The 16,004-nt window shown below is 60.3% G+C and carries 16 protein-coding genes and 3 pseudogenes; 12 read left to right on the top strand and 7 right to left on the bottom strand.

The features are described from left to right. Window positions 1–149 precede the first annotated feature (149 nt). From MF410_RS11250 to MF410_RS11235, 4 genes and pseudogenes are all read right to left on the bottom strand, one after another. Window positions 150–956 carry a hypothetical protein gene (locus tag MF410_RS11250; protein WP_097627092.1) on the bottom strand — a complete coding sequence of 269 codons (807 nt, stop codon included), beginning with the start codon at window positions 954–956 and terminating at the stop codon, window positions 150–152. Window positions 957–1,250: 294 nt separating this feature from the next. After that, on the bottom strand, window positions 1,251–1,766 hold the full coding sequence (locus MF410_RS11245) for a GNAT family N-acetyltransferase (RefSeq protein ID WP_097627094.1): 516 nt from the start codon (window positions 1,764–1,766) through the stop codon (window positions 1,251–1,253). Between the two features lie 10 nt (window positions 1,767–1,776). After that, window positions 1,777–2,294, bottom strand: a pseudogene (locus MF410_RS11240) (cupin domain-containing protein). 175 nt (window positions 2,295–2,469) lie between these two features. Continuing rightward, the gene (locus MF410_RS11235; protein ID WP_097627098.1) at window positions 2,470–2,829 is read right to left on the bottom strand and encodes a hypothetical protein; all 360 of its coding nucleotides are present in this window, start codon (window positions 2,827–2,829) and stop codon (window positions 2,470–2,472) included. Between the two features lie 130 nt (window positions 2,830–2,959). Between MF410_RS11235 and MF410_RS11230 the strand changes: the two genes are divergently transcribed. From MF410_RS11230 to MF410_RS11215, 4 genes are all read left to right on the top strand, one after another. Continuing rightward, on the top strand, window positions 2,960–3,127 hold the full coding sequence (locus MF410_RS11230; protein WP_165503913.1) for a hypothetical protein: 168 nt from the start codon (window positions 2,960–2,962) through the stop codon (window positions 3,125–3,127). A gap of 46 nt (window positions 3,128–3,173) precedes the next feature. Continuing rightward, window positions 3,174–3,629 (top strand): 6,7-dimethyl-8-ribityllumazine synthase, encoded by a 456-nt coding sequence (locus MF410_RS11225; RefSeq protein WP_097627100.1) that lies wholly within the window; start codon window positions 3,174–3,176, stop codon window positions 3,627–3,629. Window positions 3,630–3,632: 3 nt separating this feature from the next. Further along, the gene (gene nusB, locus MF410_RS11220; protein ID WP_054181836.1) at window positions 3,633–4,115 is read left to right on the top strand and encodes a transcription antitermination factor NusB; all 483 of its coding nucleotides are present in this window, start codon (window positions 3,633–3,635) and stop codon (window positions 4,113–4,115) included. Window positions 4,116–4,313: 198 nt separating this feature from the next. After that, window positions 4,314–6,452, top strand: a complete 2,139-nt coding sequence (locus tag MF410_RS11215) for a sodium-translocating pyrophosphatase (protein ID WP_097627279.1) — start codon at window positions 4,314–4,316, stop codon at window positions 6,450–6,452. Between the two features lie 91 nt (window positions 6,453–6,543). On the opposite strand, the gene MF410_RS11210 is transcribed toward MF410_RS11215, so the two are convergent. Next, on the bottom strand, window positions 6,544–7,077 hold the full coding sequence (locus MF410_RS11210) for an outer membrane protein assembly factor BamE (RefSeq protein ID WP_097627102.1): 534 nt from the start codon (window positions 7,075–7,077) through the stop codon (window positions 6,544–6,546). 186 nt (window positions 7,078–7,263) lie between these two features. Between MF410_RS11210 and MF410_RS11205 the strand changes: the two are divergent. From MF410_RS11205 to MF410_RS11180, 6 genes and pseudogenes are all read left to right on the top strand, one after another. Further along, window positions 7,264–7,870, top strand: a pseudogene (locus MF410_RS11205) (ubiquinol-cytochrome C chaperone family protein). 10 nt (window positions 7,871–7,880) lie between these two features. Beyond that, complete coding sequence (locus tag MF410_RS11200; RefSeq protein WP_097627106.1) at window positions 7,881–8,435, top strand: DUF177 domain-containing protein; 555 nt, start codon at window positions 7,881–7,883, stop codon at window positions 8,433–8,435. Between the two features lie 98 nt (window positions 8,436–8,533). Next, window positions 8,534–9,580 (top strand): phosphate acyltransferase PlsX, encoded by a 1,047-nt coding sequence (gene plsX / locus MF410_RS11195; RefSeq protein WP_012557284.1) that lies wholly within the window; start codon window positions 8,534–8,536, stop codon window positions 9,578–9,580. A gap of 20 nt (window positions 9,581–9,600) precedes the next feature. Next, window positions 9,601–10,572 (top strand): beta-ketoacyl-ACP synthase III, encoded by a 972-nt coding sequence (locus tag MF410_RS11190; RefSeq protein ID WP_037073922.1) that lies wholly within the window; start codon window positions 9,601–9,603, stop codon window positions 10,570–10,572. Between the two features lie 105 nt (window positions 10,573–10,677). Further along, on the top strand, window positions 10,678–11,016 hold the full coding sequence (locus MF410_RS11185; RefSeq protein WP_003578475.1) for an integration host factor subunit alpha: 339 nt from the start codon (window positions 10,678–10,680) through the stop codon (window positions 11,014–11,016). Between the two features lie 150 nt (window positions 11,017–11,166). After that, window positions 11,167–11,706: a MerR family transcriptional regulator gene (locus MF410_RS11180; RefSeq protein ID WP_097627109.1), complete on the top strand. Its 540-nt coding sequence runs from the start codon at window positions 11,167–11,169 to the stop codon at window positions 11,704–11,706. Window positions 11,707–11,898: 192 nt separating this feature from the next. Here the strand turns inward: MF410_RS11180 and MF410_RS11175 are convergent, their stop codons facing one another. Continuing rightward, window positions 11,899–12,246 (bottom strand): response regulator, encoded by a 348-nt coding sequence (locus MF410_RS11175; protein WP_097627111.1) that lies wholly within the window; start codon window positions 12,244–12,246, stop codon window positions 11,899–11,901. A gap of 270 nt (window positions 12,247–12,516) precedes the next feature. Between MF410_RS11175 and MF410_RS11170 the strand changes: the two are divergent. Further along, a pseudogene (locus MF410_RS11170) lies at window positions 12,517–14,162 on the top strand (response regulator). A gap of 148 nt (window positions 14,163–14,310) precedes the next feature. Here the strand turns inward: MF410_RS11170 and MF410_RS11165 are convergent. Then, the gene (locus MF410_RS11165) at window positions 14,311–14,625 is read right to left on the bottom strand and encodes a DUF1236 domain-containing protein (RefSeq protein WP_097627115.1); all 315 of its coding nucleotides are present in this window, start codon (window positions 14,623–14,625) and stop codon (window positions 14,311–14,313) included. Between the two features lie 326 nt (window positions 14,626–14,951). Between MF410_RS11165 and bcsN the strand changes: the two genes are divergently transcribed. Further along, window positions 14,952–15,938: a cellulose biosynthesis protein BcsN gene (bcsN, locus tag MF410_RS11160; RefSeq protein WP_097627117.1), complete on the top strand. Its 987-nt coding sequence runs from the start codon at window positions 14,952–14,954 to the stop codon at window positions 15,936–15,938. Window positions 15,939–16,004 lie beyond the last annotated feature (66 nt).

Raw genomic sequence — 16,004 nt, 5'->3', positions numbered from 1 at the left:
TTGCAGAACTGTCGCTGTTCCGGCTGGGGTGGGGTGAGGGCACTCGACTACCGTGGTCAGTTTTATCTAGTCAGCCTTATTGGCTCAGCCGCTTCTGCTGCCAGTATCGCAAAAAGTTGCGATGTTGCGTTTGCAATTGGGAGCCTCGCTTATACGCCGCTCCTGTAGACCCCGTCATTCGATACCGTCGCAATATCCCCGAACAGGGACCCGGGTAGGGTATTGCCATAGAGTTCGGCTATCCGCTTGACGAGAAGATAGCTTCCCAGACGCTCCTGGCAGAATGAGATCGCACGTTTCTGCACGGGGTCATCGGCTTGAAACGGTTGATATCGTTTCGCAAATTCAAAAGACGGCGCCACCATGCGGACAAAAGTATCCAGCCACCAGTCCGTCGGATACGTGCCGAGTTCAATGCCACCAGGAACGAAAGTGCTGGAATTGAAAAACTGCAAAGCTTCGGCTTGCGCTAAAGTATTTGTTTCGATCGCACACGCTGTATATCTCAAGAAGTCAACAATATTGTGAAAGCGTGCGTAGTGTTGAGATATGTTATGGAGATTTAGCGGCCGAGGCAGAAAGAAACTTTCTGAAAAAAACGCCGGATCCTCTGGTCTTGTGATTTCTGTTTCTTCCGATGTTGCTGTGTTCATCCCGGGATAATCGGGGTTCGGCGTTCCGATTTTGAGCCGTGTCAAGAATTTTCGATACTGCCAGATAGTAATGGTACGAGGTTTTGCTGCTTCTTCCGAAACGACTTTCGCGACTACGATCGTTCCCAGAGATCCTGACAATTTCGCGTGAAGCTCCTCCGGCTCGCTGAAAAAATCATAGCCGGCAATGACATCCATTCCCCTGTTTTCCGAAGGTAGTTTAGAGTTGAGCCATATGATTTTCGAGCCCTCGGGCGGAGGATAGCTCGGCAAATCCTTATGGCAGATGATGAAAATGGTCATATTTGTGATCAGCCTCTGATAGATCGGGAGTTTCTGCCGGCTGCAATTACCACGCAGCTCGCCCGTCAATGCTTAGTTGTGTCAAGGTGGCGGACGTCGGTATTCCAAGCGCTTCTGCCTCTTGTCAGTGACTCTAAAGCGCGTTCCTTGCGCGTAGCAGGTGCGAGGCTTGGACCCATCCGGGGACGCAAGCTGAGGTCGTCGATACCCGTTAGCTTGGGTTTGCTTGCCGATATCGGCAAATGTCAGCAAGCGCCGCTTACGCGCGCTGCGTTGCCCGCTTGGCGGAATTCGCTAACGCGAAAACTGAATGATCTCGCCGTTATACTGCGTGCGCGTGATCTCGCGAAAACCGAGTTTGGCTGCGACCCTCAACGAGGCCTGGTTCTCCGGGCTGATGATGCAGCTCATCGGCTTTCCGGGGAAATGCGTTTGCCCCCAGCCGATCAGCGCGGTCAGCGCCTCGGTGGCGTAACCGCGGCCGTGTACCGAAGGCATCAGCGCCCATCCGAGTTCCATCGTCCCCTCGATCGAGGGTTCCATCTCGCGGCGGGATTCCATGAAGCCCGCTTCGCCGATGAACCGGCCGCTGGCCTGTTCCTCGATTGCCAGAAAGCCGAAACCCATATGGTGCCACATGCCGGCAATCCGAAGCATCCGGCTCCAGCTCTGCTCTCGCGTCGATGGGATGCCGGTGATGAAGTGAACGACGTCCTCGTCCGCCCAGAGTGCCGCATGCGCCTCAAAATCGTCGAGGCGGTGCGGGCGGAGCGTCAGCCGCTCGGTTTCGAGGGTTGGAATATCGGTCATCTCGGTTCCTTCAAGCGCCGGGTTCGCCGTCCCAATAGTCGAGATCGCTTTCCGGCCGGCCGATATGGCGGAAGCGCGAAGGTTCGGAACCTTCCTCGTTGTTTTGGCCCTGTTTGTTTTGGCAAGAAACTTTCCGGAATCCGGATATTCGACGATCTCGGTCTTCGCCATTGTCGATATGCCGAGATAGACGAGTGGAGCCGTGCCGGTGTTGATGATCTGGTGCGCCGTTTCCGGGCCGCCGGCCGGGGCGCCGAGCGTGTCACCCGCCTTGATCGCATGGCGCTCGCCGCCGAAGCGGTATTCGCCGGTGCCTGAAATCACGTAGAAAAGCTCGTCTTCGACATGGTGGTTGTGGAAGGGGCAGCCGGATTTCCCCGGCGGCACCTCGTTGTAGCTGATGCCGAGGCCGGTCAGGCCAAGAAGGGTGCCGAACGAAGTGTCGACGCTTTCATAGAGCGCGCCCTGTTTCCAGTGGTCGAGCTTGAGATCGGCGATATTGATCACCGCCTTCGATTCCCTGGCCATGATGTCCTCCTGTTGCAGGAAGAGAAGCCATCATCGCCCGGGAAAATTCAATGGTTTTCTGGAAAATCCCGGCATGACAGAGAAAAGGCATGGCAGAGAAAGGCATGGGCGGAGAGGAGACCGCCGCCCATGCTTTGAGCGCCGCGCACCGAAGGGGCCGCGATGCGCTGAAGCGTCAACGGACGTAGAAGGTCAGACTTCCGTCGGCTGCCTGTTCGGCATTTACGATGTTGCGGACGTCGACGCCCTCGTTGTTGAGCCGGTGGGCAAGTGACCTGTTGGCGTCGATCGAGGCCTGAATGGCGTGCACGGCCTGGCCGGAACGTTCCGGCGCCGAGCGCGGCCCGGTATCCTCGTCGTCGAGGTTGCGCCAGTTATGGACCTGCTCGACGTTGAAATCATTGCCGTGGAAGGTCCGGAGTGTCTGCTCGATGCCCTGGGCGGTGTTCATACCGAGGCTTTCGGCTCGGCTGACGCCGGCAAATACGAGGGAGGAGAGGGCTGCAGCGATGCTGATGGTGACAACGCGGTTCATGATTGTATCCTTTCATCTGCTTTGACGGTCGACTGTCGTTGCAGGGGATCGTCTGTCACGCCATGGAATTGGCACTCTCTTCCTCGCGATTCAATATGCTAACACACTGAAAAGCCATTAAGAATTGTTCATGAAATCCGCCTTCGAATTGCCGTTTTCCAGGCATCCGGAAATACCGCTTCGAGAAGCGTGCCGAGCAGTGCAGGCGCGGCGCGGCTATCCCCTTGCGGATATTTCTTCTTTGGCGTTTGCGGCATCGGGCGAAAGTGCTTGCCATTCTGGTGAAGGCATGTTTTGACCGCGGGCTGCCGAGTGGAAAACGCCCCACAAAACGAAGGTGAACCATGCCGAGAGAGACCGCTCCCCATATTTTGATCGTTGAGGCCCGCTTCTACGACGACATGGCCGACGCCCTGCTCGAAGGCGCGACCTTCGCACTGGAACAGGCCGGCGCCACTTTCGAGGTCGTCACCGTTCCCGGCGCACTGGAAATTCCGGCGGCGATTGCCATGTCGCTCGATGGAGACGACAATGGCGGAACGCATTATGATGGCTATGTCGCGCTCGGCATGGTCATTCGCGGCGAGACCTATCATTTCGATATCGTGTCGAACGAATCCTCGCGCGCTTTGATGGATCTTGCGGTCAGCGAGTCCCTTGCCATCGGCAACGGCATTCTGACCGTCGAGAACGACGAACAGGCATGGGTGCGTGCGCGCCGCTCGGACAAGGACAAGGGCGGATTTGCCGCTCGCGCCGCTCTGACGATGATCGAGCTGAAGCAGAAACTGGGTGCATAACGAATGAATGACGACAAGACGGAACGGCCGGTCAAGACTGCAAACCAGCGGGGCGCTGCCCGTCTTGCTGCCGTTCAGGCACTGTATCAGATGGATGTCGGCGGGACCGGCGTTCTGGAAATCGTCGCCGAATACGAGGCGCACCGTCTCGGCCAGGAACTCGACGGCGCGACCTATCTGAAGGCCGATGCCGGCTGGTTCCGTTCCATCGTCTCCGGCGTCGTGCGCGATCAGACCCGTCTCGATCCGCTGATCGCCGCAGCCCTGCAGGATGACTGGGCCCTGTCGCGCCTCGACAGCACCGTGCGCGCCATCCTGCGCGCCGGCGTCTTCGAGATCACCGACCGCAAGGACGTCCCGGTGGCGGTCATCGTCACCGAATATGTCGAGATCGCCCAGGCCTTCTTTGATGACGACGAGCCGAAGCTCGTCAATGCGGTGCTCGACCGCATTGCAAAGCAGGTTCGCGGCGACACGAAGAAGTAAGTCTTTAGCCGCCAAACAATCTCCCTAAGTCTTTCTTCGCACTGCAACGGTTTTCGCTCGTTGCGGTCTTGACGCCACGTGATCGACCACGCAATCTCCGCACCGCTTAGCTGTGGCATTTCTGTGGAGAGGAAGGCGATTCGGCGGCGTATCTGCCGGAGAAGGAGTGAGCTCCGGCCTATGGGAGGAAAGAGCGAAATGACGATTCTTTTATGCGTAATCGCATGCGGTCTGCTCTCGGTGGTCTATGCCGCCTGGGCAACCCGGTCGGTGCTTGCCGCCGATCAGGGCAATAGCCGCATGCAGGAGATCGCGGGTTATATCCGCGAAGGCGCTCAGGCCTATCTGACCCGCCAGTACAGAACCATTGCCCTTGTTGGCGTCGTTGTTTTCATCGCAGCCTGGCTGCTTCTTTCCGCCACGGCCGCCATCGGCTTCCTGATCGGCGCCGTGCTTTCCGGGGCTGCCGGCTTCATCGGCATGCATGTCTCCGTCCGCGCCAATGTGCGCACCGCCCAGGCGGCCTCCGCCAGCCTCTCCGCCGGCCTCGACATCGCCTTCAAGTCAGGTGCGATCACCGGCATGCTGGTGGCGGGCCTCGCACTGCTCGGCGTCTCCATCTACTATACGATTTTGACCTTCGGCCTCGGCCATGAGAGCGGCTCGCGCGAAGTCATCGATGCGCTGGTGGCGCTTGGCTTCGGCGCTTCGCTGATTTCGATCTTCGCCCGTCTCGGTGGTGGCATCTTCACCAAGGGCGCCGACGTCGGCGGCGACCTCGTCGGCAAGGTGGAAGCCGGCATTCCCGAGGACGATCCGCGCAACCCGGCAACGATTGCCGATAACGTCGGCGACAATGTCGGCGATTGCGCCGGTATGGCCGCCGACCTTTTCGAGACCTATGCGGTCTCCGTCGTCGCCACCATGGTTCTCGCCGCAATCTTCTTTGCCGGCGCCCCGATCCTCCAGTCGGCGATGATCTATCCGCTGGCGATCTGCGGCGCCTGCATCATCACCTCGATCATCGGCACCTTTTTCGTCAAGCTCGGTTCGAACGGCTCGATCATGGGCGCGCTCTACAAGGGGCTCATTGTCACCGGCCTGCTGTCGATCGTCGGTCTCGGCGCCGCCACCTCGCTGACGGTCGGCTGGGGCTCGCTCGGCACAGTCGCCGGCGCCGACGTGACCGGCACGAACCTGTTCGTCTGCGGGCTTGTCGGCCTGGTCGTCACCGCGCTGATCGTCGTCATCACCGAATACTACACCGGCACCGGCAAGCGTCCTGTCGTTTCGATCGCTCAGGCCTCGGTCACCGGTCATGGCACCAATGTCATCCAGGGCCTGGCGGTCTCGCTGGAATCGACCGCCCTGCCGGCCATCGTCATCGTCGGCGGCATTCTTGCCACTTACCAGCTCGGAGGCCTTTTCGGCACCGGCATCGCGGTTACCGCCATGCTCGGCCTTGCCGGCATGATCGTCGCCCTCGACGCCTTCGGCCCGGTCACCGACAATGCCGGCGGCATCGCCGAAATGGCGCATTTGCCGCCTGAGGTGCGCAAGTCGACCGACGCGCTCGACGCCGTCGGCAACACCACCAAGGCGGTGACCAAGGGTTACGCGATCGGCTCGGCCGGTCTCGGCGCGCTGGTGCTCTTTGCCGCTTACGCCAACGACCTGCGGTATTTTGCGGCGCATGGCGACCAGTATCCCTATTTCGCCAATATCGGCGAAATCTCGTTCGAATTGTCGAACCCCTATGTCGTCGCCGGTCTGCTGTTCGGCGGCCTAATCCCCTATCTCTTCGGCGGCATCGCCATGACCGCCGTCGGCCGCGCCGCCGGTTCGATCGTCGAAGAGGTGCGCCGTCAATTCAAGGAAAAGCCCGGCATCATGCAGGGCACGGAGAAGCCGGACTACGGCAAGGCGGTCGACCTTCTAACCAAGGCCGCCATCCGCGAGATGCTCGTGCCGTCGCTGCTGCCGGTGCTGGCGCCGATCGTCGTTTATTTCGGCGTGCTGCTCATCTCCGGCTCCAAGGCCTCGGCCTTCGCCGCTCTCGGCGCATCGCTGCTGGGCGTCATCATCAACGGCCTCTTCGTCGCCATCTCGATGACATCGGGCGGCGGCGCTTGGGACAATGCCAAGAAGAGCTTCGAGGACGGGTTCGTCGACAAGGACGGCGTACGTCACATGAAGGGCTCGGATGCGCACAAGGCGTCGGTCACCGGCGACACCGTCGGGGATCCCTACAAGGACACGGCCGGCCCCGCCGTCAACCCGGCGATCAAGATCACCAACATCGTCGCGCTGTTGCTGCTCGCTGTTCTCGCCGGTTGATACATCCAAGCACCGCGGTTCGCCGCGGTGCCATACCTGACAACAAAAAACCCGCCGGAAGGCGGGTTTTTTATCGGAGGTCTGTAGCTGATCAGCGCAGGCTGCTCGGATTCTGTGGCGTGCCGCCGGCGCCGCCGCCGAACAGGCTGCGGGCAGCACTCGCAGCGCTGCCGCCGGAAAGCATCTGCTGCAGGAAGGTGAGTTCCTTGCCGCCGGTCGGCGTGACGCGTCCGATCGTGTCGAACACCTTGCCGTCCTGAAGCGCGTAGTTGGCGCGGCGGCTGACGACGCCGTCCTTGTCGAAATAGATCGCCAGGACGCTCTGGTCGACGACCTTCAGCTTCTGGAACGCGACCGAGCGCGTGCGCCGCTGTGAGATGTAATAGAAGACTTCGCCGTCGAAGGTCGCCGTCGTCGACGGGGTGCCGAGTGAAAGCAGCACCTGCTCGCGGCTCGAGCCCTCCGGAACGAGGTTCAGCGACTGCTGGTCGGCGACATATCCGCCATTGAGCACGGTGCCGGTCTGGCAACCGGAAAGAACGGATGTGGAGGCGATTATAAGGGCAATGGCCGCACTGCTGAAGAGTTTCACGTCAGACTTGAAATACCGTTTCTTCAACGACATCTACTCCCTAAAGTATCGATAGCAGCCATTTGGGCCTTGCACGCTTTACCTCCTGCAAAACCATTGTGGCCATTCCGGGTCGACTATCCCGATTTGCTTCGCTGACGCATCGAGGGCGTCGTCCCGAAACTGGCCACGATCGGCATTGCAATTCGCGCCTGCTTCGGTAAACCAGCTTTCGAAATCATGCAACAAGGCCAGAGGCCGGCCAGCGTGAAGAATGAGGCATTTCCGGAAAAAACAATGATCTTCGGGCTGTTCCGCAAGAAAAACAACAATCAGGCAATCGTCGACAGGCAATATGCGGTGCTGACGGCGGGCGCCCGCATGCCAGAGATTTATGAGCGGCTCAATGTGCCGGATACGGTCATGGGCCGTTTCGAGATGCTGTCGATCGCCATGATTCTGTTTTTTCGCCGCACGCGCAGTCTCCGCCACCAGCGGCCAGGAGATCGCCCAGGAAATCGTTGACGCCTTCTTCCAGGATATCGACTATTCGATCCGCGAACTCGGCATCGGTGACAACAGCGTGCCGAAGCGCATGAAGAAGCTCGCCGGCATGTTTTACGGCCGGCTCGAAGCCTATTCGAAGGCGATGGACACCGGCGATGCCGAAGCGCTCGCGCTCGCCCTCGCGCGCAATATCTATCCGGAAAGCCCGGTGCCGGCCGATATGTCCGGCCTGGCCCATTGGATGATGGCCGCGGAAGCGCATTTGTCGGCGCTTGCCGAAGAGGAGATCGCCACCGGTTCGGCGACGCTGCCGCCGGTCGCCCGCCCACCTGTCGCCTGAGGAGGAAATCATGAAGAACGATCGGGACGATGTTCCCTTCTCCTATCGAGTCAAGGTAGGCCATATCTCGGCCAACCCCGTCGAGGTTCATGTCGAGGCCGACGCAAACGAGTTGACGGCGCTTGCCGAGAGCTGGAACGTCGTCTCCGTCGATGATCTCAGCGCCGATCTGCAGATTGCCCGCTGGAAGCGTGACGGCGTGCGCATCAAGGGCCGCGTGAAGGCGAAGATCGTCCAATCCTGCGTGGTGACGCTGGAGCCGGTCGAATCCGCCATCGACGAGAGCTTCGAGCAGATCTTCGTGCCGGAGGGTTCCAAGCTTGCCCGCCAGGCTGGCAATGATACCGGCGAGATGTTGCTCGATCCCGACGGTCCCGATCTGCCCGAGACCTTTGTCGGCGATACGATTGATGCCGGCGAGGTGGTTGCCGAATTCGCCGCTCTGGCGATCGATCCTTATCCGCGCAAGGGGGGCATCGAATTCGCCGGCCATATCGAAGATAGCGGCGAGGAGGACAAAAAGCCTTCGGCTTTCGCGGCCCTCAAGGATTGGAAAAAGGACTGAAGCGCCTCTGGCATTTGACATAATTCAGTTGTAAGCGACGCCAAAACCGGTATTTTGGCCGAAATTTCGCCCTCGGCGAAAAGAAGGATCAGGGACGCGTGATCAGAATATCTCTCGACCTCATGGGTGGCGACTTTGGTCCCCAGGTTGTCATCCCCGGCGCCGCCAAGGCGCTCGACCGGCATCCGGATATTTCCTTCGTTTTCTACGGTCTCAAGGAACAGTGCGATCCGGTTCTCGCCAAGTTTCCGAAGCTCAAGGAAAAATCGGTCTTTCACGACTGCGAGCTTGCCGTCAGCATGAGTGAGAAGCCGAGCCAGGCGCTGCGCCGCGGCCGCTATATCTCCACCATGTGGCGCTCGATCGAGGCGGTGAAGACGGGGGAGGCCGATGTCGCGGTCTCGGCCGGCAATACCGGCGCGCTGATGGCAATGGCGAAGTTCTGTCTGCGCACCATGGCCAATATCGAGCGCCCAGCGATCGCCGCGATCTGGCCGACGCTGAAAGGCGAGAGCATCGTGCTCGACGTCGGTGCGACGATCGGCGCAGATGCGCAGCAGCTGATGGATTTTGCGCTGATGGGCGGCGCCATGGCGCGGGCGCTGTTCGAGGTCGAACGGCCGACGGTCGGCCTGCTAAATGTCGGCGTCGAGGAGATGAAAGGCCAGGAAGAGGTCAAGGAGGCCGGCCGGCTGTTGCGCGAGGCGAATATCGATTCGCTCGAATATTCCGGCTTCGTCGAGGGCAATGACCTCGGCAAGGGCACGGTCGATGTCGTCGTCACCGAAGGGTTTTCAGGCAATATCGCGCTGAAAACCGCCGAAGGCACCGCCAAGCAGATCGGCGAATATCTGCGTGCTGCCATGTCGCGCACGCTGCTCGCCCGCATCGGCTACCTCTTCGCCAAAAGCGCCTTCGACATGCTTCGCGAGAAGCTCGATCCGAGCAAGGTCAATGGCGGTGTGTTTCTCGGCCTGAACGGCATCGTCATCAAGAGCCATGGCGGGGCAAATGCCGAAGGCATCGCCGCAGCCATCGAAGTCGGCTACGACATGGCCAAGAACGGCCTCAATCAGAAAATAGAAAACGATCTTAAGAAATATCATGCCAAGCGGCTGCCCCCAATGGGCCCGGAAGCTGCATGAGCAATGGGGTTCAATCGAATATGATCCGTTCAGTGGTTCGCGGGTTTGGAGCCGCACTTCCGAAGCGCGTGATGACCAATGGTGACATGGAAGCGATCGTCGACACGTCGGACGAATGGATTGTCCAGCGCACCGGCATCCGCCAGCGTTATGTCGCCGGCGATGACGAGACGACGGCCTCGCTCGGCGAGGCCGCCGCGCGAGCTGCCCTTGCCAATGGCGGCCTGACGCCGGCCGATATCGATCTGATCATCTGCGCCACCTCGACGCCTGATAACACCTTTCCGGCAACCTCGGTCAACATCCAGAACCGCCTCGGCATGAGCCACGGCTTCGCCTTCGACGTCCAGGCCGTCTGCACCGGTTTCGTCTATGCTGTCACGACGGCGGATGCCTACATCCGCGGCGGCCTAGCCAAGCGCGTTCTCGTCATCGGCGCTGAAACCTTTTCACGCATTCTCGACTGGAACGACCGTACCACCTGCGTGCTGTTCGGCGACGGCGCCGGTGCGATCGTGCTTGAAGCGACCGAAGGCGAGGGCACCGTTGCCGATCGTGGCGTGTTGACGGCGCATCTGCGCTCCGACGGCTCGCACAAGGAAAAGCTCTATGTCGATGGCGGGCCATCGACGACGGGTACCGTCGGCAAGCTGCGCATGGAAGGCCGCGAGGTCTTCAAATACGCCGTCGGCATGATCACCGATGTCATCCAGGCTGCCTTCGATTCGACCGGGACCACCGCCGAGGATCTCGACTGGCTGGTGCCGCATCAGGCCAATCGGCGCATTATCGACGGTTCGGCCAAGAAGCTGAACATCGATGCGGCGAAGGTCGTCATCACCGTCGATCTACACGGCAATACCTCGGCGGCCTCGATCCCGCTCGCGCTTGCGACCGCTGCCGGCGACGGCCGCATCAAGAAGGGCGACCTGGTGATGCTCGAAGCGATGGGCGGCGGCTTCACCTGGGGCGCCGTTCTGCTGCGCTGGTAGGCACGAATCCAAAAAAACTGGCGGCGAACAAGAGCTTGACCGTAAGGCGCAAGACAAATACTCTTTGCGCGATTTCACAAAATATTTGAAATGGGCGGGGAAACCATGACTGGAAAAACAGTGACGCGAGCAGACCTGGCGGAATCGGTTTTCCGCAAGGTCGGGCTTTCCCGGACCGAATCTGCGGAACTTGTGGAAACCGTCATCGACGAAGTTTGCAACGCCATCGTGCGTGGTGAAACCGTCAAGCTGTCCTCCTTCGCCACCTTCCAGGTGCGCGACAAGAACGAGCGGATCGGCCGCAACCCGAAGACCGGCGAAGAGGTTCCGATTTCTCCCCGCCGGGTCATGACCTTCAAGGCGTCGAACGTGCTGAAGACGCGCATCCTCAAGGCGCATGTCGCCCGCAAGGTCAAGCTGAAGCCGCAGAATCCGGCCTCCTGATCATCGGCTTCCCGTTTCGAAACGGCGATTTTCTCCCTTCGCACCGTCCTGCGTTGTGCGCAACGTCGAGACATGACTTGAATTGTCGGCGCCAAACCGTTGAAATACGATGAGTCGCCGTAAGATCGAGCCACGAGGTCGCGTAGCAGTATGACGTTGGACAAGAGCCCCGATGCCTTTCGCACCATTAGCGAAGTCGCAGACGATCTTGATCTGCCGCAGCATGTGCTGCGCTTCTGGGAAACGCGTTTTCCGCAGATAAAGCCGATGAAGCGCGGCGGCGGCCGTCGCTACTACCGGCCCGAGGATGTGGATCTTCTCAAGGGCATCCGGCATTTGCTCTATGATCACGGCTATACGATCAAGGGTGTGCAGAAGCTTCTGAAAACCAACGGCAACAAGTTCGTCATATCGGTCGGCCACGGCGATCTCGCCAGCGTCGAGGCGCTTGCCTCGGGCGTGCAGGAGGCGACCGCCGGGGAACCGCGCGTCGGCATGGCCGACGAAGACCAGATTGTCGGCCGCGCCAAGCCGCCGATTACCCGCCGCTTCTTCAATTTTGTGGCTGGCGAGGACGAGCAGGAAGTCTCGATCGGCAAGTCGAGCGTTGGCAAGGAAGACAGGGCGCTGCTGCAGGAGGCGCTCTACGACCTGCTGGAATGCAAGCGTCTGCTCGATCAGGTGCGCTGACCGGAACTCTTATTCTTATGCATGTCGTTATCCCGGGATCGCCGCACGGCTCCGGGCGAGACGCTTCAAAGCATGTCGCGCAAAAGTGTACAGCGGTTTCCCAAGCAAAGCGCGAAGCGCTTTTGCCGCAACGACATGCGTAAAACAAAGACACAAAGCGCAAGGAGCGAATCTGAAAGATCGCGACGCGCTTTAGACTTCGGTAAGCCGCTTCATCGCCTGTTCGAGTTCGCTGAGCTGGAAGGGTTTTTGCAGCACCGGCAATGTGCTCGGGCTGCTGCCGGCAGGGGCGGCGCCGTATCCCGTTGCATAGATATAGGGTTTGCCGCGTTCGTCGAGCAGGTTTGCGACCGGCAGCGAGCTCTGCCCGGCAAGCGAGACGTCGAGAATTGCAGCGTCGAATTCAGTATCCCTGGCGGCTGCCAGCGCCCGTTCGAGATCGGGCGCGCTGGCGCAAACCCGGTAGCCGAGATCGGCGAGCATGTCCTCGAGCAGCATGGCAATCAGCGCATCGTCTTCGACGATGAATATGTCTTTCATGTTCGCGTCCACCCATTTCCCCTTGCCGGGCATGCGGATTTATGTGGACTCCTGGCATGTCTCGTCAAGCCGTCGTGCCCGGCAGTGCGAGAAACAGCATATTGCCGGGTGAAATTCCATGTGTAAAAGCTGGGACGCCGCCTGCGCAACGGCAACTGCATAATTCCTTCAATCGGAATCGATTTTGGGATAAAACTCTGCAGCAATTCAAAGTGTTACGGCGCTCTTTGCGCGTCTGATAAGGCGCAGCGCCGTAAGGAGGGGTCTGGAATGGATTTGCTGAGTGCCACGGATTGGCTGCGTCACAGGCCGGGTTATACATATCCGCTGGCCGTTGCCTTCGTTGGCCTGACGTTTCTTCTGCGGCTTGCCGCCAGCGACTATCTTTCCGGCTTTCCCTTTCTGAGCTTCCTCCCGGCGATATTGCTGGCGAGTTTCATTGGCGGCGCGGGGCCGGGCCTCGTCGCGGCGATACTTGCCGCTTTCATTGTCCAGCAGTTTTTCGTCGAGCCGCACAATATCTTCTGGCCGGTCAGCGCCGGCCAATGGGTTGGGCTGTCGACCTATCTCATCAATGCGGCGATCATCATCGGGCTGATGGAGATGATCATCATCGCGCATCGCCGGCAGAGCCGCCTCCGCAACGAGCTCAACGGTTTCAACACGCGCCTCGAACAGACGGTTGTCCAGCGCACCGCCGAACTCAGGCACGAGATGGAAGAGAATGCCGCGGCACAGGCGCAGGTGCGCCAGCTGCAGAAGATGGAGACGATCGGTCAGCTCACAGGCGGCGTCGCCCATGATTTCAACAACATGCTGGCGATCATCATCGGCAACCTCGATCTTGCCCAGCGACGCATGACCGGGCATGAGGATCCCCGCGTGCTGAACTCCATCCAGAATGCCAAAGACGGCGCTCAGCGTGCCGCGGTCCTGACCGCGCGTCTGCTCGCTTTCTCGCGCCAGCAGCCGCTCGCCCCTGAGGTGATCGATCTCAATAAGCTCGTCGGCGGCATGTCCGAGCTGTTGCGGCGTACACTCGGCGAGCAGATCCGGATCGAGACCGTGCTTGCCGGCGGCCTTTGGCCGAGTTTTGCCGATTTGAGCCAGCTTGAGAACGCTATTTTGAACCTTGCCGTCAACGCCCGCGACGCCATGCCCGGCGGCGGACATTTGACCATCGAGACCGCCAATACCGAACTCGACGAGCGGTATTCCCGCATGCATTCGGAGGTCGATGCCGGGCAATATGTGATGGTCAGCATGACCGACACCGGCACCGGCATGTCGCCTGACGTGATCGAGCGTGCATTCGACCCTTTCTACACAACCAAGGGACCCGGCAAGGGCACCGGTCTCGGCCTCAGCCAGGTTTACGGCTACATCAAGCAGAGCGGCGGCCACATCAAGATCTATTCGGAGATCGACAGGGGTACGACGGTGAAGATCTATCTCCCCGGCATGTCGGCGCGATGAGCGCCAGGTTGAATGCGGCTGGCGCCCAGCCTATTCCCCAAGGCAGCGTCAACGATACGATCCTGGTGGTGGAAGATGATGAGAACGTCCGCATCATGACCGCCGAAAGCCTGCATGAGCTCGGTTACACCGTGCTGCAGGCGGCAAGCGGCATGGAGGCGCTTCTGCTTCTGGAAGAAAATCGGGAGGTCGACCTGATCTTCACCGATATCGTCATGCCGCAAATGAGCGGACGCCAGCTTGCCGATATCGTCCAGGAAAAATGGCCGGCGATCCGCATCCTCTACACCACCGGTTATACCCGTAATGCCATCGTCCATAACGGGGTGCTCGATCATGGCGTCTCCCTGCTCGCCAAGCCCTTCAGCCTGGAGCAGCTAGCCCACAAGATCCGCGAACTTCTGAATGTGCCGGCGAAAATGGAAGATGAGAGCACGTGAAGCCGAGCATGATGCCGAAAAGTGTGAGCGGCTTTCTCATGACATCATGCTCTAACTCTTTAATTTAAAACAGGATTTGGATTTTAGGCCAACCGAGCCTAAAATCATCCTGTTCCAGGCGGCAACATGTCCTCTGTCCCCGATCGCCTTATTCGATGACCTGGATCACGCGGTGCGTCTTCGGCTCGACGATGACGCGTCGCTCGTTGACGACGGTATAGCCATAACCGTCCATATTCGGCACGGTGTGCACTTCGACGGTATCGGGCAGCGTCGCGCCGACGGCGATATCGCCGTCATAGACGACGGACGGCGTATTTTGCTCCATGACATAGGTGCGAACTTCGCCTGGCAACACGACGGAGCCGGTCGGTGCGGGATCGGTGACGATGACGGTGCTCTGCGCGAAGGCGGTGGAACTGATGGTCAGCATGGCGGCCGCAGCCAGCATGATCTTGCGCATGGGATGTTCTCCTTTTTAACTTTGGACACCGAGGCAACGCTGGCCATGCGGCATAGTTCCCCGCCGGCCTTTCATCGTGGCACAAGACAGTCGCCATCAGCGCAGTTAAGGTGTTGCTAAATCAATTTATGCACCATACGGTTGAGCTGTCCGAATCACGGTCAGCGCGGGTTCGTTTAACGGCATCAAGGGTCGGCCGTTTACGCTTCGTTAACCATGTTGGCGATTTATACCCTGTGAACGGCCGCGTGGTCGTTGATTCGAAGGTCCGTCGCGTTTCGGTTTGCGGATGGATATCTGGAAAGACGATTGCGGCGGCTCAAGACATGCGTTTGCGGATGACGATATCGCTGGTGGCAGTGGCGGGCATGATGGCCGGCTGCACGTCGACAGGCGGTGTCCGCCAGCCCTCCGGGCCGGAGACCGTGGCGCCCGAGAAGGCGCTGGTCCTGCCGCCGCCGGGCGGCCCGTCGATCGTCAGCGTGGTCGAACGCAAGCGTGGCAACGGCGTCGAGCAGACGGTTTCCTTGTTTACCTCATCCTCCGTGCCCGGCCAGAACTTCCTGAAGGTCCAATTTTTCGGCGCGTCCGGGGCCAACCCCGGCACCGGCAATGCCGGCTTCAGCATGATCAATGAGAGCGGCATTGCCCGCGAAGTGGCGCGCTCCGCCCCCGGCGTGCCCATGGCGACGTCGGCGACCTTTCTGCAGAACAGCTATGGCCCTTTTGGTTACGCCTCCGGCCGCAGCCGTGGCGGCGACACCTGCATCTATGCCTGGCAGCAGATCCGCTCGAGCGTCAATGCCAACACCCAGGCGCGCAATTTCGGCATGATCCAGCTGCGCCTGCGTCTCTGCGACGCGAATGCCAGCGAACGCCAACTGCTCGGCATCGTCTATGGCTATACCATATCGGGCACTTTCGACGGGGTGATCTGGAATCCCTACGGCAATCCGCCGCCGGCCGACGTTGCGCTCGGCCGCACGGGCGCGCCGATCTATCCTGACCAGGGCGGCTATCGCGCCAGCCCGATGCCGATCGGCTACGAGCCGGCGCCCGCGATTATCAGCCGGCCGCGGGCGGTTCTGCCCCGCAACGCTTCGACCCCGGCACCGGGCGCCGCACCGATGCCCGCGCCCATCGGCCCGCGCGTGCCGCTGCCCGGCGAGGCGCCGCAGGCGAGGGTGATGCCGGATGCGGCAGCCGCGCCGCCCGAACAGCCGGTCGAACAATCCGCAAGGGCGATCGGCGTCACCGTGCCTTCGCCAGACTGCATAGGCGACGCGGCCATGACGGCCGCCTGCCGGAGATAGAGCATGATGCCGAAAAGTGTGAGCGGTTTTCGGACGACATCATGCCCGTTCTGAGTGAGCATGCCC

This window comes from Rhizobium sp. C104 (assembly GCF_022354505.1).
In the GTDB taxonomy this organism is placed as follows: domain Bacteria; phylum Pseudomonadota; class Alphaproteobacteria; order Rhizobiales; family Rhizobiaceae; genus Rhizobium; species Rhizobium redzepovicii.
The sequence above is the reverse complement of the archived record's forward strand: the minus strand, read 5'-3'. Positions and strand labels throughout refer to the sequence as shown.